The following is a 25,195-nucleotide window of genomic DNA, read 5'->3' as shown; positions in this document are numbered from 1 at the left end:
GACCTGTGCGTACGTGAGAGGGGCCCGGCACCTGATTCAGGTGCCGGGCCCCTCTCACGTACAGACCGCAGATTCGCTCTCAGACCCCGTCCCGGACCCCGGCGATGGCCTCCGCCGCCGCGCGGCCGCAGACGCGGGCCGCGCCGTGCGTGGCGATGTGCAGGGCGCCGCGGGGCGGGGCCTGGTTCAGGCCCATCTCCACCACGACGGTGTCCGGGCGGGCCGCGAGCAGGGCGTCGAGGGCCTCGGTCATCCACGGGTGCCGGTGGGCGTCCCGGACGACCGCGACGATCCGCCGCTCCTTCGCCGCGGCGAGCACGGCGTCCACCGACGGCTCGTCGAACGCGCCGGTCTCGGTGCCCGGAAGCAGCCGCGCCAGCTCGGCCGCGACACCCCAGGGCGTCTCGTCCCCCACGGCGATGTTGGCGACCGGGGTGAAGGCGGCGACGTACGGAGCGTCGGTCACGGGTGTGTAGGGCAGCTCCCCCGGGGTGAGCGTCACGGCCCTGCGGGCGGCGACGAGCCCGATCTCGGTGCCGGGCGCGGTCCCCTCCTGCACTGCCGCGCCCGGCCCCGATTCAGCCCCCCTGGCCCGGTGCGCCTGGGTCCATGCCGCCAGGGCGCGTACCCGCGCCGCGGCGTCGGCCAGCCGCTCCTCGGGCAGTTCACCGGTCCGTACCGCTGCGACCAGCGCGTCGCGCAGCCGCAGTACGGTGTCCTCGTCGGCCAGCCCGCCGCCGACGCAGATGGCGTCGGCGCCCGCGGCGATCGCGAGGACGGATCCACGCTCGATGCCGTACGTCGACGCGATGGCCTGCATCTCCATGCCATCGGTGACGATCAGCCCCTCGAAGCCCAGCTCCTGGCGGAGCAGACCGGTCAGGATCTGCGGGCTCAGGGTCGCCGGGCGCTCGGGGTCGAGCGCGGAGAGCAGGATATGCGCGCTCATGACCGCTTTGGTACCCGCGGCGATGGCAGCGCGGAAAGGTACCAGCTCACGGGCGTGCAGTGTGGCGAGATCCACATCGATCCGGGGCAGCGCGTGGTGCGAGTCCACGTTGGTGTCGCCGTGTCCGGGGAAGTGCTTGGTGCACGCGGCGACCCCGACGGCCTGCAGGCCCTCGACGTACGCCACGGTGTGCCGGGCGACCAAATCGGGGCCCGCGCCGAAGGAGCGGACGCCGATGACCGGGTTGTCGGCGTTGGAGTTCACGTCCGCCGACGGCGCCCAGTTGAGGTCGACCCCGCAGGCGGCGAGCCGGCGGCCGAGCTCGGCGGCGACGGACCGGGTGAGGTCGACGTCGTCGACCGCGCCGAGGGCGTAGTTGCCGGGGAAGGAGGACCCGTGCCGGACCTCGAGGCGGGTGACGTCGCCGCCCTCCTCGTCGATGGCGACGAGGACGTCGTCCCGCTCGGCCCGCAGCTGCGCGGTGAGCGCGGCGAGCTGCTCGGGGGAGGCGATGTTCCGGCCGAACAGGCCGACGGAGGAGAGGCCCTCACCGATCCTGCGGAGCAGCCAGTCGGGCGCGGTCGTGCCGACGAAGCCGGGCTGGAGGACCGTGAGCGCGTCACGGGTCAGGGTGTCCGATGCGCTGACGAGTGTGGTCATGAGGCGGCGTTATCCCTTCACCGCGCCGGCCGTCAGGCCCGCGGCCATCTTGCGCTGGACGAGGAGGAAGAGGATCACGATGGGGACGGCCATCATGGTGGAGCCCGCCATCATCGGGGCGTACTCGGTGCCGTTCTTCGTGATGAAGTTGCCGAGCCAGACGGTGGCCGTCTGGTTCTGCTGGCTCATCAGCATCAGCGCGTAGAGGTACTCGTTCCACGCCTGGATGAAGCCGTAGACGGAGGTGGCGACCATGCCGGGGGCGAGCAGCGGGAAGACGACCCGCATGAAGGCGCCGGTGCGGGTGCAGCCGTCGACCATGGCCGCCTCCTCCAGCTCCTTCGGGATGTTGACGATGAATCCGCGCAGCGTCCACACCGTGAAGGGCAGGATGAAGGTCAGGTAGGTGATGATCAGGCCGCTGATCTTGTCGTACTGGCCCAGGTCGTTGAGCATCAGGAAGACCGGGATGATCATCGCGACGAGCGGGACCATCTGGACGGCGAGGATGCCGACGATGACGATCTTGCGGCCGCGGAAGGCGAACCGGGAGATGGCGAGCGCCGCCAGCATGCCGACGATGATGCCGATGACGACGACCACCGAGGAGACGATGAGGCTGCGGGTGACCGGGCCCCAGAAGTCCGCGATGTCCAGGGCACGCGTGAAGTTGTCCAGCGTGAACACGGACGGGAAGAAGTGCGGGTTCGGGTCGATGGCGTCCTTGGCCGGCTTGAAGGCCGTGTTGACCATCCAGTAGACCGGGAAGCCGACCGTGACGAAGACCAGGAGCCCGATCAGGTTCCAGCCGAGCTTGGACTTGCGGCGGCGGGTCACGCGGCCGCCTGCTGCGTTCGCTGCGCTCACTCGACCTCTCCGATCTTGAGCATCTGCCGCATGTACACGGCGACCACGCCGAGCAGCAGGACGACGGTGACGAGGGCGATCGCGGAGCCGGTGCCGTAGTCGTTGACGACGAAGGCCTTGTCGAAGGAGTACGTGGTGAGCAGCTGGAACTCGGCCTCGGGGTGGCCGTTGCGCATCACGTAGACCTGCGGGAAGACGCCCATGTCCCAGATGACCGAGAGCGTCGTCAGCATGACGATGATCGGCTTGAGGATGGGCAGGGTCACGAAGCGGAAGACGCCCCAGGCTCCGGCGCCGTCGAGGCGCGCGGCCTCCTCCAGCTCCTTGGGGACCTGCGTCAGACCGGCGCTCAGGGTGATGACGACGAAGGGCACGGCGCCCCAGACCACGAGCAGCATGATGACGGCGAGGCCCTGCGGGCCGCTGGCGAACCAGTTGTGGCCGATCATGTCGACGCCGGGGATCTTGCTGAACAGCCAGTTGAGGACGCCGTAGTCGGCGTCGAAGAGCCACTTGAAGATGGCGGTGGCGACGATGATGGGCATGCCCCAGCTCGCCACGAGCGCGATGTTGATGAGCGTCTTGACCCAGCCGGAGACCCGCTGGAGCAGCAGCGCGATCAGCATGCCGATGACCATGGTGGCGATCACGGCGCCGCCCGCGAAGATCACGGTGCGCAGGACGACGGCCCAGAACTCGCCGTCGCCGAGGATCTTGGTGAAGTTGTCGACGCCGGCCCACTCGGCCTCCTGGAAGCCCCAGAGCTGGGGCTGTCCGAAGACCTGGAAGGAGAGGGTGACCAGGCGCACGAGCGGGTAGCCGAGCACCAGGAGCAGGATGAGCAGGCAGGGCGCGAGCAGCAGCCATGGGATCCCACCCCCGCCCGCGGTCAGCTTCTTCCCCGGCTTCGGGGTACCGGCTGCGGAGCCGGATGGTGGCGATTGCCGCGCCGGCGGCACCTTCGCGGTGGTTGTGTCTGCGGCACTCATCCCGTGCTCCTCAGCGATCCCTCTCGTGGTACGGGAAGCAGGGCCCCGTCATCGTGGTGACGGGGCCCTGCCCATAGGTCACTTGGTGTTGATGACCTTGTCGATCGCGGCGTCCGCGTCCTTCGCGGCGGCGTCGACCGACTTCTTGCCGTTGGCGATCTCGATGAGCATCGTCTTGAGGATCTGGGCCTTCTCGACCTGCCCCCAGCCCGGGGCGGTCGGGACGAACCAGCTGGACTCGGCGGCGGTGGCCGCGACGGTGGTGGCCGGGTCGGCCTTCAGCGGGGCGAGGTCCGCCTTGTTGTTGGGCAGGTTGCCCTTGGCGACGAGGCCCTTCTGGCCCTCGGCGCCGGTGAAGGCGGCGATCCACTCGGCCGCCACGCCCTGCGCCTTGGACTTGACCGGGATGGCCAGGTCCGAGCCGCCGAGGAAGACCGGGAGGTTCTTGCCGGACGGGCCGGGCATCACGAAGTTCTCGAGCTTGTCCTTCAGCCCGCCGACCTTGTCGCTCTCCGGGGCGGCCGCGGTGGCGCCCTCCCAGCCGGCGGCGAACATCGTGGCGGCGTTGCCCTGGCCGAAGACGACCGGGCGGTCGGCCTCGTCCTTGGTCTTGTCGCCGTGCATGTACTTGTCGACGATGTTCTTGTACTCGTTGAGGCCCTTGAGGGACTCGGGCGAGGAGAGGCTGGCCTTCCAGGTCTCGCCCTCCTGCTTGGCGATGGAGCCGCCCGCGTCGAAGACGAAGGACATCGCGGCGTACCAGTCCGGCGACGGCTGGTACCAGGCGCTGAACTTGTCGCCCTTCTTCTTCTGGATGGCGTCGAGCGCGGTGGTCAGCTCGGCCCAGGTCTTCGGGGCGGCCTTGACGCCCGCCTCGGCGGCGATGTCCTTGCGCCAGGTGCCCACGCGGCCACCGGCGTAGTAGGGGACGCCGTAGGTCTTGCCGTTGTAGGTGACCGAGTCCTTGAGGGCGTCGAGCCACTTGTCGGAGTTCTCGAACTTCGACGGGTCGACCTCGGCGAAGGCACCCTTGGCCATGTAGCTGATCATCTCGGAGTTGCCCATCTCGACAACGTCCGGGGCCTTGTCCGTGGCGAGCACCGCGTCGAGCTTGGTGTTCTTGTCCGGCCAGCCGTAGTACTCGTGCTTGATCTTGATGCCCGGGTGCTTCTTCGTCACCGCGTCGTCGGCGGCCTTGACCAGCTCCGGCCAGTTGTTCTGGGCGTCGACCGTCAGCCAGACGGTCAGCTCCTTGGCGTCGCCGCCGGCGTTGTCCCCGCTCTTGTCAGTACCGCCACACGCCGCAACGCTGACCATGATGCCCGCGACGCCGATCGCCGCGATGAGCTTGCGCTTCACGCCACCCTCCTCAGGGATGCCTGCAACCCCCCCACCGCGCGAAGACATACGTCGAGTAGTGCTCGTGGGGCTGGGACCTGGTCTTTAATGGTTTAGACCAGTACCCGGAGCTTGGCCTAGACCTTTAGGGGTGTCAAGGGTGTATAAGAAGGGCAGTCGCGTCCGTTATCGGACCGACACCTGAGGGAGGGCGACGACCCGTGACCGGTCCGTGCCACCATGTGAGCCGCGACAGACGGAGGAGCCGGTGACGGCAGCAGGACAGCAGTCGGGAAGGCAGGCCATGGCCACGGACGCGGGCAGCACGGACAAAGAGGGCGGCGTCGCCACCCGCACCGCGCGCGTACCCAAGTACTACCGGCTGAAGCGGCACTTGCTCGACATGACCGAAACCTTGCCCCCCGGCACCCCGGTCCCGCCCGAGCGCACCCTGGCCGCCGAGTTCGACACCTCGCGCACCACCGTGCGCCAGGCCCTCCAGGAACTGGTCGTCGAGGGCCGGCTCGAACGCATCCAGGGCAAGGGCACGTTCGTCGCCAAGCCCAAGGTCTCCCAGGCGCTCCAGCTCACCTCCTACACGGAGGACATGCGCGCCCAGGGCCTGGAGCCCACCTCGCAGCTGCTCGACATCGGGTACGTCACGGCCGACGACACCCTCGCCGGGCTGCTCGACATCTCCCCCGGCGGGCGCGTCCTGCGGATCGAGCGGCTGCGGCTGGCGAGCGGCGAGCCGATGGCGATCGAGACCACCCATCTTTCGGCCAAGCGCTTCCCCGCGCTGCGCCGTTCGCTGGTGAAGTACACCTCGCTCTACACCGCGCTCGCCGAGGTGTACGACGTCCACCTCGCCGAGGCCGAGGAGACCATCGAGACCTCGCTCGCCACCCCGCGCGAGGCAGGCCTGCTCGGTACGGACGTGGGCCTGCCGATGCTGATGCTCTCCCGCCACTCGCTGGACGCCCAGGGCGAGCCGGTCGAATGGGTGCGTTCGGTGTACCGCGGCGACCGATACAAGTTCGTTGCCAGGCTCAAGCGCCCCAACGGCTGACAAAAGGCCGCACACCCACCGTCCGCTATCCGGACAGGGGTTCCATACCGCGAAACCGTCCCCTAGATTTCCTGCGCATTACAACAGGTGATCAGCGAGGGGACGGTCCGCCGTATGTCGCAAGAGACGTCGGAAGAGACACAGGGGAAACCACCAACCGTCACGCCCCAAAGGGTCGTCGTGGCGCTCTGCCTGTTCGCCCCCTTCGTGGCGATGCTCTGGGTGAGTTCGTACGCGAAGGTCGAGCCGACGTTCATCGGCATCCCGTTCTTCTACTGGTACCAGATGGCGTGGGTCGTCATCTCGACCGCGCTGACGATGGTCGCGTACACGCTCTGGCAGCGTGACCAGCGCGCCCGGAAGGCAGGTGCGTCGCGATGAAGGACGGCGTGAACGGCGTCGCACTCGCCGTGTTCATCTTCTTCTTCCTGGCCGTCACGGTCATGGGCTTCCTGGCCTCGCGCTGGCGCAGAGCCGCCAACGAGAACAGCCTCGACGAATGGGGCCTCGGCGGCCGGTCGTTCGGCACCTGGGTCACCTGGTTCCTGCTCGGCGGCGACCTCTACACCGCGTACACCTTCGTCGCGGTCCCCGCGGCGATCTACGCGGCGGGCGCGGCCGGCTTCTTCGCCGTGCCGTACACGATCCTGGTCTACCCGCTGATCTTCACCTTCCTGCCCCGCCTCTGGTCGGTGTCGCACAAGCACGGGTACGTCACCACCTCGGACTTCGTCCGCGGCCGCTTCGGCTCCAAGGGCCTGTCCCTCGCGGTCGCCCTCACCGGCATCCTCGCGACCATGCCGTACATCGCGCTCCAGCTGGTCGGCATCCAGGCCGTCCTGGACGTGATGGGCGTCGGCGGCGGCGAGAACACGCACTGGTTCATCAAGGACCTGCCGCTGCTCATCGCCTTCGGTGTCCTCGCGGCGTACACGTACTCCTCGGGTCTGCGCGCCCCGGCGCTCATCGCCTTCGTCAAGGACACCCTGATCTACATCGTCATCGCGGTGGCGATCATCTACATCCCGATCAAGCTGGGCGGCTTCGACGAGATCTTCGCCAAGGCCGGCGAGGCGTACGCGACGATCAACCCGGCGACCGACAAGCCGCGCGGCGCGCTCGTGCCCGGCGAGATGGGCCAGTGGGGCTACGCGACGCTCGCGCTCGGCTCGGCGCTCGCGCTCTTCATGTACCCGCACTCGATCACGGCGACGCTCTCCTCGCGCAGCCGTGACGTGATCCGCCGCAACACCACGATCCTGCCGCTGTACTCGCTGATGCTGGGCCTGCTCGCGCTGCTCGGCTTCATGGCGATCGCCGCCGGGGTCAAGGTCTCCAACGGCCAGCTCGCGATCCCGCAGCTCTTCGAGAACATGTTCCCGGACTGGTTCGCGGGTGTGGCCTTCGCCGCCATCGGCATCGGCGCGCTCGTGCCGGCCGCCATCATGTCGATCGCCGCCGCCAACCTTTTCACCCGCAACATCTACAAGGACTTCCTGAAGCCGGACGCCACGCCGGAGCAGGAGACCAAGGTGTCCAAGCTGGTGTCGCTGCTCGTGAAGGTCGGCGCGCTCGCCTTCGTCCTCACCATGGACAAGACGGTCGCGATCAACTTCCAGCTGCTCGGCGGCATCTGGATCCTGCAGACCCTCCCGGCCCTGGTCGGCGGCCTGTTCACCCGCTGGTTCCACCGCTGGGCGCTGCTCGCCGGCTGGGCCGTCGGCATGGTCTACGGCACGGCGGCGGCGTACGGCGTGGCCAGCCCGACCCAGAAGCACTTCGGCGGCTCGTCCGCCGAGATCCCGGGCATCGGCGAGATCGGCTACATCGGCCTCACCGCCTTCGTGATCAACGTCATCGTCACCGTCGTCCTCACCTTCGTCCTGAAGGCCGTGAAGGCGCCGGAGGGCATCGACGAGACCTCGCCGTCGGACTACACGGCGGACGCGGGCGACAAGGGCGTCTCGACCGAGCTGCCGAAGGTCGGCGCGAGCACGCACTGACGCCGTAGCGACAGCACGACCGGAGGGCCCGGGGTTTCCGAGCGGAAATCCCCGGGCCCTTCGCCGTGCCCCTCGGGCAGACTGCGGCCCATGGACATCACGATCAGGGCGGTACGGCCCGAGGAGTACGAGACGCTCGGCGAACTCACCGCGGGGACCTACCTGGGCGACGGTCTGCTGTTCTTCGGCGCGGAGGACCCCTATCTGCCCGTCCTCGCGGACGTCGCAGGCCGGGCCGCCGAGGCCGAGGTGCTCGTCGCCACCGACGGCGCGGGGCGGATCCTCGGGGGTGTCACCTTCGTGCCGGGCGGCACGCGCTGGGCGGACGTGGCGCAGGCGGGCGAGGCCGAGTTCCGGATGCTCGTGGTCGCCCCCGACGCGCGCGGCCGGGGCACCGGCGAGGCCCTCGTCCGGACGTGCGTGGAGCGCGCCCGGGCGCTGCCCGGATGTACCCGGATCGTGCTGTCGACCGACCCCGCGATGGCCGCCGCACACCGGGTGTACGAGCGGATGGGATTCGTCCGGACCCCGGAACGGGACTGGTCGCCGATACCGGACACAATCCCGCTGCTCACCTACGCCCTGGAGCTGTGACGCGACGCGACACAACATGTGGGGGGTGCCGCGAGCGGCGCCCCCCACATGTATGCTCATCCTCGCTGTCGTCGCAGGGGAATCCGGTGCGAATCCGGAACTGTCCCGCAACGGTGTGCTTTTGACGGCTTCGTCCGTCCGGTCAGTCCGAAGACCTGCCGACAGCACGCCCGGTCCTTCCGTTCCGGGTGACACAGACGTCAGGGCCTCGCGGAGTGGGCCGTGGCGCGGCTCGCCCCTGCCTTCGGGGAGCCGCCGCCCGCCTCCCCCGCCGGCCCCGAGCCGAGCGAGGGAGAGCCCCACGTGACCATCGCGCCCGCCGATCCGGCCGCAGCGATCGAGAGCGACGGCAACGAGAGCGACGGACCCGGGACCGTGCTCCTGCGGACCCTGACCGACCTCACCGCCGACCTCACGGACACCGACCCCGGCAAGGTCGCCGCCGCCGCGCTGCGGGGCCGCAACGCCGGCTCGGACGAGGCGGAGCTGCGCGAGCTGGCCACCGAGGCGGCCGCGGGTCTCATCGCCGAGGACCCGGCCTACTCCCGGCTCGCGGCCCGGCTGCTGACCATCACGATCGCGGACGAGGCGGCCTCCCAGGGCTCGGTCAACTTCTCCGCCTCCGTCGCCGTCGGTCACCACGAGGGCCTGATCGCCGACCGCACCGCCGACTTCGTCACGCTGCACGCCGACCGGCTCGACGCGCTCATCGACGGGCAGGCGGACGACCGCTTCGGCTACTTCGGTCTGCGCACCCTCTACTCCCGCTACCTGCTGCGCCACCCGATCACCCGCAAGGTGATCGAGACCCCGCAGCACTTCATGCTGCGTGTCGCCTGCGGCCTCGCCGAGGACGACTCCGCCCGCGCCCTGGACGAGGTCGCCGCGCTCTACGGGCTGATGAGCCGGCTCGACTACCTGCCCTCCTCCCCCACGCTCTTCAACTCCGGCACCCGCCACCCGCAGATGTCGTCCTGCTACCTCCTCGACTCCCCGCTGGACGAGCTGGACTCCATCTACGACCGGTACCACCAGGTCGCGCGCCTCTCGAAGCACGCGGGCGGCATCGGCCTGTCGTACTCCCGCATCCGCGCCCGCGGTTCGCTGATCCGCGGCACCAACGGGCACTCCAACGGCATCGTGCCGTTCCTGAAGACCCTGGACGCCTCCGTGGCGGCCGTGAACCAGGGCGGCCGGCGCAAGGGCGCGGCCGCGGTCTACCTGGAGACCTGGCACGCGGACATCGAGGAGTTCCTGGAGCTGCGCGACAACACCGGTGAGGACGCCCGGCGTACGCACAACCTGAACCTCGCGCACTGGATCCCGGACGAGTTCATGCGCCGGGTCAACGCGGACGCCGAGTGGTCGCTGTTCTCCCCGGCGGACGTGCCCGAGCTGGTCGACCTGTGGGGCGACGAGTTCGACGCCGCGTACCGCGCCGCCGAGGCGAAGGGCCTGGCCCGCAAGACCATGCCGGCCCGTGACCTGTACGGCCGGATGATGCGGACCCTGGCCCAGACCGGCAACGGCTGGATGACGTTCAAGGACGCCTCGAACCGTACGGCCAACCAGACCGCCGAGCCGGGCCACACGGTCCACTCCTCGAACCTCTGCACGGAGATCCTGGAGGTCACGGACGACGGGGAGACGGCCGTGTGCAACCTCGGCTCCGTCAACCTGGGTGCGTTCGTCGTCGGTTCGGACATCGACTGGGAGCGGCTCGACGAGACCGTCCGTACGGCCGTCACCTTCCTCGACCGGGTCGTGGACATCAACTTCTACCCGACCGAGCAGGCCGGCCGCTCCAACGCCCGCTGGCGCCCGGTGGGCCTGGGCGCGATGGGCCTCCAGGACGTCTTCTTCCAGCTGAAGCTGCCGTTCGACTCCCCCGAGGCGCGGGCGCTCTCCACCCGGATCGCCGAGCGGATCATGCTCGCCGCGTACGAGGCCTCCGCCGACCTCGCCGAGCGCAACGGCCCCGTCCCGGCCTGGGACAAGACCCGTGCCGCGCGCGGTGTCCTGCACCCCGACCACTACGACGTCGAGCTCAACTGGCCCGAGCGCTGGGCCGCGCTGCGCGAGCGGATCGCGACCGTCGGCATGCGCAACAGCCTGCTGCTCGCCATCGCGCCGACGGCGACGATCGCCTCGATCGCGGGCGTGTACGAGTGCATCGAGCCGCAGGTCTCCAACCTGTTCAAGCGCGAGACGCTCTCGGGCGAGTTCCTCCAGGTCAACTCGTACCTGGTGCAGGAGCTCAAGAAGCTCGGCGTGTGGGACGCGCAGACCCGTGAGGCGCTGCGCGAGTCCAACGGCTCGGTGGCCGGCTTCACCTGGGTCCCGGCCGAGGTGCGCGAGCTGTACCGGACGGCGTGGGAGATCCCGCAGCGCGGTCTGATCGACATGGCCGCCGCCCGCACACCGTTCCTGGACCAGTCGCAGTCGCTGAACCTGTTCCTGGAGACGCCGACCATCGGCAAGCTGTCGTCGATGTACGCGTACGCCTGGAAGCAGGGCCTGAAGACGACGTACTACCTGCGCTCCCGCCCGGCGACCCGGATCGCCCGCGCGGCCCAGGCCTCGGCGCCCGCCGCCGCCACCATCCCCGTCCAGCAGGTCGCCGACCCCGACGCCGTCGCCTGCTCCCTTGAGAACCCCGAGTCCTGCGAGGCCTGCCAGTAATGTCCGACAACAAGAACCTGCTCGACCCGGGCTTCGAACTGACCCTGCGTCCGATGCGCTACCCGGACTTCTACGAGCGCTACCGGGACGCGATCAAGAACACCTGGACAGTGGAGGAGGTCGACCTCCACTCGGACGTCGCCGACCTCGCCAAGCTGTCGCCGGGCGAGCAGCACATGATCGGCCGCCTGGTCGCGTTCTTCGCGACCGGTGACTCGATCGTCGCGAACAACCTCGTGCTGACGCTGTACAAGCACATCAACTCCCCCGAGGCGCGCCTCTACCTCTCGCGCCAGCTGTTCGAGGAGGCCGTGCACGTCCAGTTCTATCTGACGCTGCTCGACACCTACCTGCCCGACCCGGAGGACCGTGCCGCCGCGTTCGACGCGGTGGAGAACATCCCCTCCATCCGCGAGAAGGCGCAGTTCTGCTTCAAGTGGATGGACTCGGTCGAGAAGATCGACCGCTTGGAGACCCAGGCCGACCGCCGCCGCTTCCTGCTGAACCTGATCTGCTTCGCCGCGTGCATCGAGGGCCTGTTCTTCTACGGTGCCTTCGCCTACGTGTACTGGTTCCGGTCCCGCGGTCTGCTGCACGGTCTCGCGACCGGCACCAACTGGGTGTTCCGCGACGAGACGATGCACATGAACTTCGCCTTCGAGGTCGTGGACACCGTCCGCAAGGAGGAGCCGGAGCTCTTCGACGACGCGCTTCAGCAGCAGGTCGTCGACATGCTGAAGGAGGCCGTGGAGGCTGAGCTGCAGTTCGGCCGCGACCTGTGCGGCGACGGCCTGCCGGGCATGAACACCGAGTCGATGCGCGAGTACCTTCAGTGCGTCGCCGACCAGCGCCTGGTCCGGCTCGGCTTCGCCCCGGTCTACGGCTCCGAGAACCCGTTCGCGTTCATGGAGCTCCAGGGCGTCCAGGAGCTGACGAACTTCTTCGAGCGCCGCCCGTCCGCCTACCAGGTGGCGGTCGAGGGCTCGGTGGACCTGGACGAGGACTTCTAGGCCTCACGCGTTCCAGGCACAGACGGGCGAAGGGCCCCGCTCCGGGGGAGGGGGCCCTTCGTCGTGTCCGCGGACACGTACGTGTCCGAAGACAAGTACGCGTACGGGATCAGTCGTTGGGGACGGTCTCGTAGCGCGGGGTGCCCTCGTCCATCTGGCGCAGGGCGTCCTTGCGGTCCCGCTTGGAGAGCTTATCGATGTACAGGAAGCCGTACAGGTGGTCCGTCTCGTGCTGGAGGCAGCGCGCGAAGTAGCCGGTGCCCCGGACCTTGATCGGGTTGCCCTGGGCGTCCTGGCCGTGCACCTCGGCGAAGTCCGGGCGGGCCAGCTCGGCGTACGCGGTCGGGACGGAGAGGCAGCCCTCGTTGGACTCGTCCAGGACGCGCTGCTCGGCCGGCAGCTCCTGGAGCACCGGGTTGACGACGACGCCGGTGTGCCGGACGCCCTCGTCGTCGGGGCAGTCGTAGACGAAGACCTTGAGGTCGACACCGATCTGGTTCGCGGCCAGGCCCACGCCCTCGGCGGCCTTCTGGCTGGCGAACATGTCGTCGATCAGCGCGGCGAGCTTGTCGTCGAACTCGGTGACGTCCTTGCACTCCCGGTGCAGCACCGGGTTGCCGACGACGGTGATCGGACGCGCCGTACCCCGCTCGCGGTACGCGAGCTCACGCGCCTCGCAGTCCTCCGTGTCCACGACGAAACCGTCGTTGATCTGCTCGTCAGTCTCCTGCTGCGCCATTCCGCCGCACGCCTTCCTCAGAACCCCAGTCAATGGTCCCGTACAGCCTAAGGGCAGGATCTGGGCGGAATCAGCAGAAGGATCAGCAGACCTCTTCGAGATCACGCCACTCACGGCTGTCCGGGCTGTCCGCCACCCAGCCGTCGAGCAGCCCGCGGACCAGGCCCACGGGTGCGGCGATCCCGCACTCCCGCTCGGGGACCCAGAGCTCGCCGGGCGAGCGGTGGCCGAGCGGCCCGGGGTGGCCCGGCTCGCTGTGGTCGTGCGGGTCCAGGTGCTCGCCCTCGCCCTCGGCGCTGGGCATGGTCGACTCCGAGCAGGCGCGGCAGAGCAGCCGGACCGACGAGGACCAGTCCTCGGCGGCGAACCCGGCGTCGGCGGCGAGCTGCTCCAGGGCGTCCCGGTCGGCCTCGGTGGCGGCCTCCAGGAGGACGACCCAGGTGGGGACGGGCGAGGGGGCCCAGAGCTCGATCTCGTCGAAGACGGGGTAGGACGGGCCCGCGCTCGTCGTGCGCTCGCCGTTGGGCACGCCGTCGTGCAGGACGACCTCGCCCCAGCGGCGGCCGGAGGACGGCAGCGGGATCGAGAGGATCTCGATCCGCGCGGGGTCCAGCCTGCGGCCCCACACGACCTCGGCCTCGCCCTCGGGCGACAGCCGCACGGCGGCGCTGCCCAGCTCCATCCCGGCGGGCTCACCGGTCCCGGCGGAGGCGCCGGGCACCTTCAGTCCGTACGCCTGCCAGGCACGGCGGGCCAGCGGCCAGTCCTGGAGCGCGGTGGCGGCGATGCCGACGTTCCACCAGTCGGGAGCGCCGGTCTCCTTGTCGAGCAGGGCGACGGCGCGCAGCCCCGCGGCCCGGGCCTGCTCCCAGTCGTGCCGGAACTTGTGCAGCAGCGCCAGGTTGAACCAGGACTCCGAGAGCCAGGGCTCCAGATCCGCCGCGCGCGTGAGCAGCGCGCCCGCGTCCTCGTACCGGCCGTCACCGATCAGCGTGAACGCGCGGTCGGTGGCCTGCCGCCACGAGGCGGAGGGCCGATGCCGTACCTTCCCGAAGATCCTCACGATTCCCGCCTGCCGGTCGCTTCACCCTCTTGTTCGCATCCAACCATGCCCGGTTGGACGCGCGCTCATTACCCATGGGTTACCCAGGAGGAGCAGGGGTGACGCCCCCGGTCACACCGCCTCTCGCGAGGACTCTCGCGAGGGATTCCACCACGTCCGGGTGGTGGTCGCGGGCGGTGGCGAGGCGGAGCTGTTCGAGGGCGGCGAGCGACCCGCCGGCCCCCGCGCCCGTGCCGGTTCCCGCCAGATCGTCGTAGGCGTTGACGGTACGGACGATCCGGGCGGGCACCGGTTGGTCGCGGTACGGGTCGGCCTGCCGCTCCACGACGACGGCCACGGCGGCGGGGACACCGGTCTGCCGGACGACCGCCCCGCCGAGGAGCGCGATCCGACGCTGTTCCTCGGCCGGGAGGAGGGCGGTGGCGCCTTCGGGGACGGGGTCGACGAGGGAGAGCTGCCCGATGTCGTGCATGAGGGCCGCGTACTCCAGGACGGTCAGATCGGCCCCGGAGAGACCCAGCTCACGGCCGACGGCGGCGCTGAGCGCGGCGACACGGCGGGCGTGCCCCGGTGGGGTACAGCCGGCGATCTCGGTGGCGCGGGCGAGGGAGGCGATGGTCTGCCGGTTGGTGGTGCGCACCGCCGCGTACCGCCGGAAGGAGACCTGGGTGAGCAGCAGCGGCACGCAGAAGACGGGCAGGGCCCAGAGCCCGGCGGCGGCCACCCCGAGGGCCATGACGGTGCCGGTGGCGCAGACGGCGGAGCCGATGCCGATCAGGGCCCGCAGCTCGTCGCGGAGGAGCGGGCCGTAGGGGTATCCCTTGCGGGCGCGGAGCATCAGGGCGGCGAGGACGGCGTCGCACAGGGCGGTGAGGACCAGGAGGAGCACGAGGAAGAGGGCGTAGGCGGGGCCGTGGCCGAGGCGCTCGCTCACCTCGCCGGAGTTGTAGAGCGGCTGGAAGCAGAGGGCGGCGAAGCCGACGGTGAGGATGCGGCGGGCCTGGTGGTCGAGGTCGGGGCCGACGCCGCGGGCGATGTGCGGGACGATCCCGACGAGCCCGCCGGCGACGACGACGGCGACGATCTGGAGGACGCCGTGGGTGGTCGCCGTCCCCGCCTGCTCGCCGAGCAGGGCGTACGCGAGGGCCCCGGCGGTCGCGAGTGGCGCGGGCTCCCGGTCCCCGGGCAGGGCGCCCCAGCGAGCCAGCTCGCCGAGCGCGATGAGCACGCCGAACGCGAGCGCGTTCCCGGGCTCGCTGACCCCGCTCCAGAGCGTGGCCCCGAACCCGGCGACGGTCAGCGCGAGGGCGGCGCCGCGGACGACCCCGACGACCCCGACGATCGGCGCCCCGGCCTTCACGGGCGGCCACCGGGGGGCACGGGTGCGGGGGGCGCGGAGGCGGGCGGTACGGGTGCGGGCGCGGGGACACGTGCCTGCGGGACCGGCGGTGCGGCGGGTGTGGCGGCCGGGGTGCAGGGCTCGTCCGCCGTGACGGCGGTCTGCCAGCCGTGCCGGTCGAGGGCCTGGACGAGCGCGGCGACCATCCGGGGGTCGAAGTGCGAGCCCGCGCACCGCTCCAGCTCCGCCACGGCCGCCTCGACGGGCCGGCCCCGGCTGTAGGAGCGGGTCGAGGTCATCGCGTCGAAGGCGTCGGCGACCGCGACCACCCGGGCGAACTCGGGGATCTGCTCCCCGCTGAGCCCGTACGGGTATCCGCTGCCGTCCATCCTCTCGTGGTGGTGCAGGATCGCCGCCCTGGCCTCCCCGAGGAAGCCGATGCCCCGGACCATCTCGTGGCCGTACTCCGGGTGCAGCTCGATGATCCGGCGCTCCTCGGGCGTCAGCGGCCCGTCCTTCCGCAGGATCCTGGTCGGTACGCCGAGCTTGCCCACGTCGTGCAGGATCCCCGCGAAGCGGAGGATCTCCAGACGCTCGTCGGCCAGGCCCAGCTCCTGGGCGATCAGCACGGAGGCCTGCCCCACCCGTTCGCTGTGGCCGCGGGTGTACCGGTCCTTGATGTCGACGGCCTGCACGAGCGCGCGGATCGTCGCCTGGTGGGCGGCGCGCTCGCGGTGGTACTGGGCGAAGACCCAGCAGGAGATGTACATGGGCAGCAGGACGAAGAGCGCGGCGACCGGCCCGTACGTGCTCCGCCAGAGCACCGCCATCATCAGCCCGGCGAGGCCGTGCACGGCGTGCGGGGCGAGCGTCCGGCCGAGGAGCCCCTGCCAGGCGGTGCGGGGCGGGATCCGGTCGGCGGCGATCCTGACCCCGCCGTCGAGGGCGGTCAGGACCAGGCAGAAGGTGAGCGCGGAGGCGGCCGCAGGGAGCAGGGCGTACGGGAAGTCGGGGGCGTCCGGCCCCCTGCCGAGGGCCTCGCGGCTGCCCAGGGCCCCGGCGACGTGCGCGGCGGCCGAGACGGAGATCAGGAGCTGGGCCGTCCGCCAGGCCCGGCGCACCGCGGCGGGCCGCTGCTCCACCCGGGCGAGCAGGGCGCCGGGCAGCGCGGTGAGCGCGGCGGCGGAGGGCGGCAGGAGGAGGGCCGAGGCGAGCAGGACCGGGAAGAAGGAGCCGGCGCCCATGGGCACCGAGCCGCCGAGCACCCGGCCGAGGAGCCGGCAGCGCGCGGGGAGCTCGCAGAGCGCGTACAGGGCGGCGAGCAGCGCGACGGCGCCCCACGCGGTGTGCGCGCCGGGGCGCAGCGCCGGGAGCGCGCACGCGGCGGCGGCGAGAAGGGCCACGCCGATGTACACACGTGCCGCTCGCGGAATCGCCTTCACGCCCATCACGCCAGTCACGCTAGCGAGTTGGGGGCGGTGCGCGGGCGGCCCCCGGCCGATTCGCACCATCGGGTGATACAAGCTGATGTATGCGTGAGGGCCGCCGCGATGCGTTCGCGGCGGCCCTCGTCACACGAAGGGGATCTACTCCTGGGCGGTGGCCGTGATGTCCTTCTCGGGCACCAGCTCGCCGGAGCGGATCAGGTCGATCCGGCCCATCACCTTGGCCCGCAGGTCGGTGGGCACGTCGTCACTGCCGCAGCAGCGCTTGACGAGCTTCTTCACCGCCTGTTCCAGGCCGTACTTCTCCAGGCACGGGGAGCACTCCTCGAAGTGGACCTCGAACTTGGTGCAGTCACTGTCGGGCATCTCTCTGTCGAGAAACTCGTAGAGGTGGTCCAGGACCTCCGAGCAGTCCGTCTCATGCGGCTCTCCGCAGCTCATGAGCCCGAGCCTTTCCGATCGTTCGACGACTCTCCGGCGCCCGCGGGCACGAGCCCGCGGTCGCGGGCGTAGTCCTCGAGCATGCCGCGCAATTGGCGGCGTCCCCGGTGCAGTCGGGACATGACGGTACCGATGGGTGTCCCCATGATGTCCGCGATCTCCTTGTACGCAAAGCCCTCTACATCGGCGAGATAGACGGCGATGCGGAATTCCTCGGGGATCGCCTGCAGCGCTTCCTTGACGTCCGAGTCCGGCAGGTGGTCGAGCGCCTGCGACTCGGCGGACCGCAGTCCGGTCGACATGTGCGACTCGGCGCGGGCGAGCTGCCAGTCCTCGATCTCCTCGGCGGCGCTGCGCTGGGGCTCACGCTGCTTCTTGCGGTACGAGTTGATGAAGGTGTTGGTCAGGATGCGGTACAGCCAGGCCTTCAGATTCGTACCCTCGCGGAACTGGTGGAACGAACCGTACGCCTTGGCGTACGTCTCCTGGACCAGGTCCTCGGCGTCTGCGGGGTTGCGCGTCATGCGCAGGGCGGCGGAGTACATCTGGTCGAGGTAGCCGAGGGCGTCCCGCTCGAAGCGCGCGTTGCGCTCCGCGGTCGTCTCCTCCGGGCCGTCGTCGGTCCCTGTGTCGGTCCCAGTGACCGGACCCACCTCCTCCAGCGCTGCGGCGAATCCGAAGGCGGACCCGCTCGTTTCGGAGGATAGACGAGGAACCGCTCCGCCCGCCGCCCGAATAGGGGCGGTCTTGGGAGCGGGCAGGACCGTCCAGTCGAGGTCAGCGGCCTGCGCGCGCTCGGGGCAGATGGTCGAACCCATGCGACGGACTCCCTCTTCCTTGCTCTCACACCGACATGGGTCACAACCGTGGGCAGGTGCCGGGCATTCCCGGGCTCACCCCCGAATCGACGAGACCCACGAGCCGACGCCCCGCACGATCCGATCAAGGGTCTCGTCGGGCGTGACGGGCGCCCGCTTGGCAACGGCGAAGCCGTGATCCCCATAGGGCACGTCAACCATCCGATACGCCCCTTCGGGGAACTCCTCGGGCTTCCCGAAGGAGTCGTTGCCGCCCTGGACGACGAGGGTGGGCAGCCCGGTGCCGAGGAGCTCGTCGGCCCGGGACTTCTCGGGCTTGCCGGGCGGATGCAGCGGAAAACTCAACGCGAGCACGGCGAGGGCACCCAGCTCCTTCCCGGTCCGACAAGCAACCCGAGCCCCGGCGGACCGCCCCCCGGCGATCACGGGCAGCCCGGCGCCGACAAGGGCGGGCCAAACCCCCCGCCACCCCACATCAAGCGTCTTGGGCGCAGGCGCCACCTTCTTCCCGGCCACCCGCCAGGGCTGCTCGACCAGCGCGACGCTCACCCCTTGGGCGGGCAGCTCCGCGGCGATCGCCTGAAGATCCCGCGCCTCGATCCCGCCCCCGGCCCCATGGGATAGCGCGAGCACGACCCAGGCCTTCTCCCCGACGAACCAGGTGACCCGCGCGTCCCCGACCTCGGTCCCCACCATCTCGCTACGACTCATAGGCCCATGGTGCCGCTCCTCGCCGACAGCGCGTGCCTGCCGCGCTCGGCTCGGGGCGAAGCCGCACCGTCAGAACAGCGTGGCCACCTCCGGGCCCTCCAATTCCGTCAGGAGGTCCGGGCCGTTGTTGCGGACGTTGCTGACCGCCGTCGCGACGGGGTACGCCCGCATCAGGCCCTCCGGGGGTGCCGCGAGGAGGTCCTGGAGTTCGTCCAGGTCCGTGCGGTGCGGGTCCAGCCACGCGTCCCAGCGGTCCGGGGTCAGCATCAGCGGCATACGCGGGTGGATCTCCGCGAGCGAGCCCGGGCCCTCCGCGGGCGCCACGCCCAGCGGGCCCGCCTCCGCCTCCGTCGTGATGACCGAGCACGTCACCCACCACGCCAGCGGATCCCCGTCCGCCACGGTCCGGTCGCGCCAGAACTCGTAGAGACCCGCCATCGCGAAGACCGACCCGTCCGCCGGCGTCACGAAGTACGGCTGCTTCCGAGGCCGCTTCTTCTTCCCCTCGACCTCCAGCTCCCGCTCCCCCGACCCGGTGACCCACTCGTAGTAGCCATCCGCCGGCAGGATGCACCGCCGCGCCGCGAAGGCCTTCTTGAAGGACGGCTTCTCCGCCAGCGTCTCCGCCCGCGCGTTGATCATCCGGGCCGCGCCCTCCGGCGACTTCGACCAGGACGGCACGAGCCCCCACTTCAGTGCCCGCATCTGGCGAACCGGCCGCCGCGATTCCGCGTCTTTCAGAGGACGCTCCAGAACCGCGTAGACCTCCTTCGTCGGAGCCACGTTCCAGTCCGGAGCGAGGGTCTCCTCGGGCTCCCACTTCTCGACTCCGAAGACGCCCACCAAGTCCTGAGGCGCCCGACTCGCTGCATACCGTCCGCACATACGTGCCACACTGCCACGATCCCCGACGACGCTGAGGAGCCAGTCCGAAAAATGAACGAAGTCCTCGGCACCCAGCCCGCCCCCGAAGAGTGGCTGGTCATCGTCACCGGCGTGGCCGCCCTCATCGTCACCGTGCCCCGCGCGATATGGCGGCTCTCCCGCAACGCCATCACCATCGCCCACGAAGGCGGCCACGGCCTCATCGCCCTCGTCACCGGGCGCCGCCTGCAGTCCATCCGGCTCCACTCGGACACCAGCGGTCTCACCGTCTCGCGCGGTCGCCCCACCGGCCTCGGCATGATCCTCACCGCCGCCGCCGGCTACACCGCCGCCCCGCTGCTCGGCCTCGGCGGCGCCTGGCTGCTGGCCGACCACCGGATCACGCTCCTGCTCTGGCTCGCGACCGCGCTGCTCCTCGCCATGCTGCTGATGGTCCGGAACCTGTACGGGATCTTCACGGTTCTCCTCACGGGCGCCGCCTTCCTCCTCGTCTCCTGGCTCACCGGCCCGGACGTGCAGTCGGCGTTCGCGTACGCCGTCGTCTGGTTCCTGCTCGTCGGCGGGGTGCGCCCGGTCTTCGAGCTGCAGGGCAAGCGGCGGCACGGCGGTGCGCCGGACTCGGACGCCGACCAGCTCGCCCGGCTCACCCATGTCCCCCCGGCGCTCTGGCTCTTCTTCTTCCACGCGGTGTCGATCTGCTCCCTGATCGGCGGAGGCCGCTGGCTGCTCGGGCTGTAGCCGCCGCGTGCCCCACTAAAGTGAGGGCATGACCGAAACCTCCTCGCACGCCGACCTGCACACCGACCCCTGGCCCGCGCCCCATGCCAGCGGTGCCGTCGACGCGACCGTCACCGTGCCCGGATCGAAGTCGGTCACCAACCGCGGTCTGGTCCTCGCCGCGCTCGCCGCCGAGCCCGGCTGGCTGCGCCGCCCGCTGCGCTCCCGCGACACGCTCCTGATGGCGGAGGCCCTGCGCACGCTGGGCGTCAAGATCGAGGAGGGCGTCGGCCCGGACGGTACGGGCGAGGCCTGGCGGATCATCCCGGCCGGGCTGCGCGGCCCGGCGACCGTGGACGTCGGCAACGCCGGTACGGTCATGCGCTTCCTGCCCCCGGTCGCGGCCCTCGCCGACGGCCCGGTCCGCTTCGACGGCGACGCCCGCTCCCACGAGCGCCCGCTGCACGGTGTGATCGACGCGCTGCGCGCGCTCGGCGCCCGGATCGACGACGACGGCCGCGGCGCGCTGCCGATGACCGTGCACGGCGGCGGGGCGCTCGACGGCGGCCCGGTGGAGATCGACGCCTCCTCGTCCTCCCAGTTCGTCAGCGCGCTGCTGCTCTCCGCACCCCGCTTCAACCAGGGGGTGGAGGTACGCCACGTGGGCTCGAAGCTCCCCTCCATGCCGCACATTCGGATGACCGTCGACATGCTCCGCGGCGTCGGCGCCCAGGTCGACGAGCCGGAGACCGGCGGCGAGCCGAACGTCTGGCGGGTCTCCCCGTCCGCGCTGCTCGGCCGCGACCTGACCGTCGAGCCCGACCTGTCGAACGCCCAGCCGTTCCTGGCCGCGGCCCTGGTCACCGGCGGCCGTGTGACCGTCCCCGACTGGCCGGCCAGGACCACCCAGCCCGGTGACGCGCTGCGGGAGATCTTCACCGAGATGGGTGGCTCCTGCGAGCTGACCGAGGCCGGTCTCACCTTCACCGGCACCGGCCGGATCCACGGCATCGACGTGGACCTGAGCGAGGTCGGCGAGCTGACCCCCGGCATCGCGGCGGTCGCGGCGCTCGCCGACTCCCCGTCCACGCTCCGCGGCGTCGCCCATCTGCGCCTGCACGAGACGGACCGCCTCGCCGCCCTGACCAAGGAGATCAACGAGCTCGGCGGCGACGTCACCGAGACCGAGGACGGGCTCGTCATCCGCCCGCGCCCGCTGCACGGCGGGGTCTTCCACACGTACCACGACCACCGGATGGCGACGGCGGGCGCGATCATCGGCCTCGCGGTCGAGGGAGTGGAGATCGAGAACGTGGCGACGACGGCCAAGACCTTGCCCGACTTCCCCAGGATGTGGACCGAAATGCTCGGAGCCTGAGCCATGCGGCACTACGGGAAGCGCACCGACGAGGACGACATCCGCCAGCGGCCCAACCGCAAGGGCAACCGTCCCCGCACCAGCATCCGTCCCAAGCACGAGGACGCGGTCGAGGGCATGGTCCTCACCGTGGACCGGGGCCGGCTCACCGTCCTCGTCGACGACCGCGCGGTCCTGGCGATGAAGGCCCGCGAGCTGGGCCGCAAGGCCGCCGTCGTCGGCGACCGGGTCTCCCTCGTGGGCGATCTCTCCGGCGAGAAGGACACGCTGGCCCGGATCGTACGGATCGGTGACCGCACCTCCGTGCTCCGCCGTACGGCCGACGATGACGACCCGTACGAGCGGGTGGTGGTCGCCAACGCCGACCAGCTCGCGATCGTCACCGCGCTCGCCGACCCCGAGCCCCGCCCCCGGCTCATCGACCGCTGTCTGGTCGCCGCGTACGACGGCGGGCTCACCCCGCTCCTCGTCCTGACCAAGTCGGACCTGGCCAAGCCCGACGAGCTCCTGGAGATGTACGGCGCGCTCGGTGTCCCGTACGTGGTGACCACGCGCGACGAGTTCGTGGACGGGGTCGCCGCCGAGCGGGTCCACGAGCACCTCAAGGGGCGTACGACCGCGTTCGTCGGGCACTCCGGAGTCGGCAAGACGACGCTGGTCAACGCGCTTGTCCCGGAGGACAGGCGGCGGACGACGGGCCATGTCAACGCGGTCACCGGGCGCGGCCGGCACACCACCACGTCGGCGCTCGCGCTCCCGCTCAACGACAAGGAGGGCGGCTGGGTGATCGACACTCCCGGCGTGCGCTCCTTCGGCCTCCACCACGTCGACCCGTCCCGGGTGATCCTCGCCTTCCCCGATCTGGTCCCCGGTACGGACAACTGTCCGCGGGCCTGCAGCCACGACGAGCCGGACTGCGCGCTGGACGCGTGGGTGGCCGAGGGGCACGCCGATCCGGCCCGGCTGTATTCGCTGCGGCGGCTGCTCGCCACGCGGGAGCGACGCGACGGCGACTGAGTCGCGCACGTTTGCGGCTCGCGGGAGTTGGTAAGTGCATAATCGCACCAAGTGCGACGAAGCAGTCACCGACGGCGTGGGAGGCACTGACGATGGCGTGGCTGCTGGTGGTGGTCGCGGGAATCCTGGAGACGGGGTTCGCGGTCTGCCTCAAGCTCTCGCACGGATTCACCCGCCTGTGGCCCACCGTCGCGTTCGCCTGTTTCGCCCTCGGCAGCTTCGGACTCCTGACGCTCGCCCTGCGCAAGCTGGACGTGGGCCCCGCGTACGCGGTGTGGACCGGCATCGGCGCGGCCGGGACGGCGATCTACGGAATGATCTTCCTCGGCGACGTGGTGTCCACGCTGAAGATCGTGTCGATCACGCTGGTCATCGTCGGGGTCGTCGGGCTCCAGCTCTCCGGATCCGCCCACTGACCGTCCTGCGGCCCCACGATGGGGGCGGGGGCGACGACGTACGAGAGCGCGAGCCGCAGGACGACCTCGCACGACCGTCGTACGTCCTCCCCCTGGTCGCCGTGCAGCGCCGTCACCGCCCGGTCGCGGGCGAGCCCGAGCAGGTCGGCGGGGGACGGCACGCCCGCGTCGGCGCGGCGCTGGGCGGGGACGGCGGAGGCGCGGGCTCCGGCCCGCGCGGGGCGGGGCACGGGGAGCCGCTCGCCCCAGCAGCCGGTGAGCAGGGCCCGCAGGACGGGGCGCGTGAAGGCCTCGGAGACGGTCCACTCGGCGACGGCGGCCAGGTTCCGCCGGGGCGGGGCGGGCGCGGCGACGACCCGCTCGACGCCCTGGAGGTACGCGTCGGCCTCGCGCCGTACGAGCGCCCTGGCCATGCCCTCCTTGGAGCCGAACTCGTTGTACAGGGTCTGCCGGGAGACGCCGGCGGCGGAGGCGACGTCCACCATCCGGACGGCGGACCAGGGCAGCCCCGTGAGTGCCGCGTGGGCGGCGTTCAACAGGGCCTCACGGGCAGTCGGCATCGTCGCCTCCACGCCAGAACGGTTCTGCGCTCAGAGTTGACGGGTGGCCACGCACTGTCAAGGCCTCCCGTAGGGACACGCACCTTCGAGGGATAGAGTTTCGACCATGGCCGATTACCACGATGATCTGCGTCTCGCCCATGTCCTCGCGGATGCCGCCGACGCGGCCACGATGGACCGGTTCAAGGCGCTCGACCTGAAGGTCGAGACCAAGCCGGACATGACGCCGGTGAGCGAGGCGGACAAGGCCGCCGAGGAGCTGATCCGGGCCCAGCTTCAGCGGGCGCGGCCGCGCGACGCGATCCTCGGCGAGGAGTACGGCGTGGAGGGCACGGGCCCGCGCCGCTGGGTGATCGACCCGATCGACGGCACCAAGAACTACGTGCGGGGCGTACCCGTCTGGGCGACGCTGATCGCGCTGATGGAGGCCGGCGACACCGGTTTCCAGCCGGTGGTGGGCGTGGTCTCGGCGCCCGCGCTCGGCCGCCGCTGGTGGGCGGCGAAGGGCGCGGGCGCGTTCACGGGCCGCAGCCTGACGTCGGCGACGCGGATCCAGGTCTCGAAGGTCTCGGAGCTCGCCGACGCCTCGTTCGCGTACTCCTCGCTGAGCGGCTGGGAGGAGCGGGGCCGCCTCGACGGCTTCCTCGACCTCACGCGCGCGTGCTGGCGGACGCGGGCGTACGGCGACTTCTGGCCGTACATGATGGTCGCCGAGGGTTCGGTGGACTTCTGCGCCGAGCCGGAGCTGTCGCTCTGGGACATGGCGGCGACGGCGATCGTGGTCCAGGAGGCGGGCGGCACCTTCACCGGCCTCGACGGCCGGCACGGCCCGCACAGCGGCAACGCGGCGGCCTCGAACGGCCTTCTCCACGGCGAACTCCTGAGCTACCTGAACCAGGAGAGCTGAGCCGCACCGACCGCACGGCGCCTCACGCGGCGCACCCTTGCCGGGTGCGCCTCGCGCGCCCCCTTGTCGGCCCCATCCCCCGATGTCACTCTGAGAGTCCCCCCACTTGTGAACTTGTGAAACCGTTCTCGTTGAAGGCGTGAACGGTTCACGAAGGAGGTGGCTCCCTTCATGCTCGTCCGTGACGCCATGAGCACGGTGGTCCTCACCATCGGTCCCGCCCACACCCTCCGCCAGGCCGCCCGGCTGATGTCGGCGCGCCGCGTCGGCGCGGCCGTCGTCCACGACACCGACGCCGGCGGGTTCGGCATCCTCACCGAGCGCGACATCCTCAACTCGATCGGCGCCGACCAGAACCCCGACCACGAGACCGCGAGTTCGCACACCACCACCGACGTCGTCTTCGCCGCCCCCACCTGGACCCTGGAGGAGGCGGCCGCGGCCATGACGCACGGCGGCTTCCGCCATCTCGTCGTGCTCGACGCCCACGGCCCCGTCGGGATCGTCTCCGTACGGGACATCATCCGCTGCTGGACCCCCGCGCACCGCCACGCGACCACCATGGCGAGCTGACACCGGAGCGGGCCGGCCCTCCGTA

The 25,195-nt window shown here is 70.8% G+C and carries 25 protein-coding genes and 1 riboswitch; of the genes, 12 read left to right on the top strand and 13 right to left on the bottom strand.

Annotated features, from left to right (window positions below):
• Positions 1-79: 79 nt before the first annotated feature.
• The 4 genes from ACWCO8_RS16945 to ACWCO8_RS16930 form a co-directional block, all read right to left on the bottom strand.
• A complete protein-coding gene (locus tag ACWCO8_RS16945) occupies positions 80-1,609 on the bottom strand; it encodes a glycoside hydrolase family 3 protein (RefSeq protein WP_451032819.1) in 1,530 nt (509 codons plus the stop codon).
• A gap of 9 nt (positions 1,610-1,618) precedes the next feature.
• Positions 1,619-2,476 carry a carbohydrate ABC transporter permease gene (locus tag ACWCO8_RS16940; protein WP_451032818.1) on the bottom strand — a complete coding sequence of 286 codons (858 nt, stop codon included), beginning with the start codon at positions 2,474-2,476 and terminating at the stop codon, positions 1,619-1,621.
• A complete protein-coding gene (locus ACWCO8_RS16935; RefSeq protein WP_451032817.1) occupies positions 2,473-3,465 on the bottom strand; it encodes a carbohydrate ABC transporter permease in 993 nt (330 codons plus the stop codon). Before ACWCO8_RS16935 ends, ACWCO8_RS16940 begins: the two co-directional genes overlap by 4 nt.
• A 78-nt stretch (positions 3,466-3,543) precedes the next feature.
• Positions 3,544-4,824, bottom strand: coding sequence for an extracellular solute-binding protein (locus tag ACWCO8_RS16930; protein WP_451032816.1), 1,281 nt, complete (start codon positions 4,822-4,824; stop codon positions 3,544-3,546).
• A 283-nt stretch (positions 4,825-5,107) separates the two neighbouring features.
• On the opposite strand from ACWCO8_RS16930, the gene ACWCO8_RS16925 reads away from it, so the two are divergent.
• The 6 genes from ACWCO8_RS16925 to ACWCO8_RS16900 all read left to right on the top strand — a co-directional run bounded on the left by ACWCO8_RS16925 (position 5,108) and on the right by ACWCO8_RS16900 (position 12,161).
• Positions 5,108-5,872, top strand: a complete 765-nt coding sequence (locus tag ACWCO8_RS16925) for a GntR family transcriptional regulator (RefSeq protein WP_362011472.1) — start codon at positions 5,108-5,110, stop codon at positions 5,870-5,872.
• A gap of 114 nt (positions 5,873-5,986) precedes the next feature.
• Complete coding sequence (locus ACWCO8_RS16920) at positions 5,987-6,253, top strand: DUF3311 domain-containing protein (RefSeq protein ID WP_451032815.1); 267 nt, start codon at positions 5,987-5,989, stop codon at positions 6,251-6,253.
• A complete protein-coding gene (gene mctP, locus ACWCO8_RS16915; protein ID WP_362011366.1) occupies positions 6,250-7,875 on the top strand; it encodes a monocarboxylate uptake permease MctP in 1,626 nt (541 codons plus the stop codon). The genes ACWCO8_RS16920 and mctP overlap by 4 nt, the downstream gene beginning before the upstream one ends.
• 90 nt (positions 7,876-7,965) lie before the next feature.
• Positions 7,966-8,469 (top strand): GNAT family N-acetyltransferase, encoded by a 504-nt coding sequence (locus ACWCO8_RS16910; protein ID WP_451032814.1) that lies wholly within the window; start codon positions 7,966-7,968, stop codon positions 8,467-8,469.
• Positions 8,470-8,521: 52 nt separating this feature from the next.
• A riboswitch (cobalamin riboswitch) is annotated at positions 8,522-8,646 on the top strand.
• Positions 8,647-8,772: 126 nt separating this feature from the next.
• The gene (locus ACWCO8_RS16905) at positions 8,773-11,151 is read left to right on the top strand and encodes a ribonucleoside-diphosphate reductase subunit alpha (RefSeq protein WP_451032813.1); all 2,379 of its coding nucleotides are present in this window, start codon (positions 8,773-8,775) and stop codon (positions 11,149-11,151) included.
• Positions 11,151-12,161 (top strand): ribonucleotide-diphosphate reductase subunit beta, encoded by a 1,011-nt coding sequence (locus ACWCO8_RS16900; RefSeq protein WP_451032812.1) that lies wholly within the window; start codon positions 11,151-11,153, stop codon positions 12,159-12,161. The genes ACWCO8_RS16905 and ACWCO8_RS16900 overlap by 1 nt, the downstream gene beginning before the upstream one ends.
• Positions 12,162-12,270: 109 nt before the next feature.
• Here ACWCO8_RS16900 and def read toward each other — a convergent pair whose 3' ends face one another.
• From def to ACWCO8_RS16860, 8 genes are all read right to left on the bottom strand, one after another.
• Positions 12,271-12,900, bottom strand: a complete 630-nt coding sequence (gene def, locus ACWCO8_RS16895; RefSeq protein WP_362011357.1) for a peptide deformylase — start codon at positions 12,898-12,900, stop codon at positions 12,271-12,273.
• Positions 12,901-12,982: 82 nt separating this feature from the next.
• Positions 12,983-13,963, bottom strand: coding sequence for a tetratricopeptide repeat protein (locus ACWCO8_RS16890; RefSeq protein WP_451032811.1), 981 nt, complete (start codon positions 13,961-13,963; stop codon positions 12,983-12,985).
• Positions 13,964-14,042: 79 nt separating this feature from the next.
• Complete coding sequence (locus tag ACWCO8_RS16885; RefSeq protein ID WP_451032810.1) at positions 14,043-15,323, bottom strand: HD domain-containing protein; 1,281 nt, start codon at positions 15,321-15,323, stop codon at positions 14,043-14,045.
• Positions 15,320-16,744, bottom strand: coding sequence for an HD-GYP domain-containing protein (locus tag ACWCO8_RS16880; protein ID WP_451032859.1), 1,425 nt, complete (start codon positions 16,742-16,744; stop codon positions 15,320-15,322). The genes ACWCO8_RS16885 and ACWCO8_RS16880 overlap by 4 nt, the downstream gene beginning before the upstream one ends.
• A 144-nt stretch (positions 16,745-16,888) precedes the next feature.
• Positions 16,889-17,188 (bottom strand): mycothiol system anti-sigma-R factor, encoded by a 300-nt coding sequence (rsrA, locus tag ACWCO8_RS16875; protein WP_362011354.1) that lies wholly within the window; start codon positions 17,186-17,188, stop codon positions 16,889-16,891.
• On the bottom strand, positions 17,185-17,841 hold the full coding sequence (locus tag ACWCO8_RS16870; protein WP_362011464.1) for a sigma-70 family RNA polymerase sigma factor: 657 nt from the start codon (positions 17,839-17,841) through the stop codon (positions 17,185-17,187). Before ACWCO8_RS16870 ends, rsrA begins: the two co-directional genes overlap by 4 nt.
• 240 nt (positions 17,842-18,081) lie before the next feature.
• Positions 18,082-18,717 (bottom strand): alpha/beta hydrolase family protein, encoded by a 636-nt coding sequence (locus tag ACWCO8_RS16865; RefSeq protein WP_451032809.1) that lies wholly within the window; start codon positions 18,715-18,717, stop codon positions 18,082-18,084.
• Between the two features lie 69 nt (positions 18,718-18,786).
• Complete coding sequence (locus tag ACWCO8_RS16860; protein WP_451032808.1) at positions 18,787-19,602, bottom strand: SOS response-associated peptidase; 816 nt, start codon at positions 19,600-19,602, stop codon at positions 18,787-18,789.
• Positions 19,603-19,653: 51 nt separating this feature from the next.
• Here ACWCO8_RS16860 and ACWCO8_RS16855 point away from each other — a divergent pair, with 51 nt between their 5' ends.
• The 4 genes from ACWCO8_RS16855 to ACWCO8_RS16840 all read left to right on the top strand — a co-directional run bounded on the left by ACWCO8_RS16855 (position 19,654) and on the right by ACWCO8_RS16840 (position 23,130).
• Positions 19,654-20,340: a M50 family metallopeptidase gene (locus ACWCO8_RS16855; protein WP_451032807.1), complete on the top strand. Its 687-nt coding sequence runs from the start codon at positions 19,654-19,656 to the stop codon at positions 20,338-20,340.
• Between the two features lie 28 nt (positions 20,341-20,368).
• A complete protein-coding gene (aroA, locus tag ACWCO8_RS16850) occupies positions 20,369-21,697 on the top strand; it encodes a 3-phosphoshikimate 1-carboxyvinyltransferase (protein WP_451032806.1) in 1,329 nt (442 codons plus the stop codon).
• A 3-nt stretch (positions 21,698-21,700) separates the two neighbouring features.
• Positions 21,701-22,714: a ribosome small subunit-dependent GTPase A gene (gene rsgA, locus ACWCO8_RS16845; protein ID WP_451032805.1), complete on the top strand. Its 1,014-nt coding sequence runs from the start codon at positions 21,701-21,703 to the stop codon at positions 22,712-22,714.
• 92 nt (positions 22,715-22,806) lie between these two features.
• Positions 22,807-23,130 (top strand): DMT family transporter, encoded by a 324-nt coding sequence (locus ACWCO8_RS16840; protein WP_362011337.1) that lies wholly within the window; start codon positions 22,807-22,809, stop codon positions 23,128-23,130.
• On the opposite strand, the gene ACWCO8_RS16835 is transcribed toward ACWCO8_RS16840, so the two are convergent.
• Positions 23,022-23,690 carry a TetR/AcrR family transcriptional regulator gene (locus ACWCO8_RS16835; protein WP_451032804.1) on the bottom strand — a complete coding sequence of 223 codons (669 nt, stop codon included), beginning with the start codon at positions 23,688-23,690 and terminating at the stop codon, positions 23,022-23,024. The two genes, ACWCO8_RS16840 and ACWCO8_RS16835, sit on opposite strands and share 109 nt — an antisense overlap.
• Before the next feature lie 106 nt (positions 23,691-23,796).
• On the opposite strand from ACWCO8_RS16835, the gene hisN reads away from it, so the two are divergent.
• On the top strand, positions 23,797-24,597 hold the full coding sequence (hisN, locus tag ACWCO8_RS16830; protein WP_362011332.1) for a histidinol-phosphatase: 801 nt from the start codon (positions 23,797-23,799) through the stop codon (positions 24,595-24,597).
• Positions 24,598-24,768: 171 nt separating this feature from the next.
• Positions 24,769-25,170 (top strand): CBS domain-containing protein, encoded by a 402-nt coding sequence (locus tag ACWCO8_RS16825; RefSeq protein ID WP_362011329.1) that lies wholly within the window; start codon positions 24,769-24,771, stop codon positions 25,168-25,170.
• The last annotated feature ends 25 nt before the right edge of the window (positions 25,171-25,195 follow it).

The organism is Streptomyces sp. NPDC001927, assembly GCF_053594455.1.
Note: the sequence above shows the minus strand (reverse complement) of the source record. Positions and strands in the feature narration are given on the sequence as shown.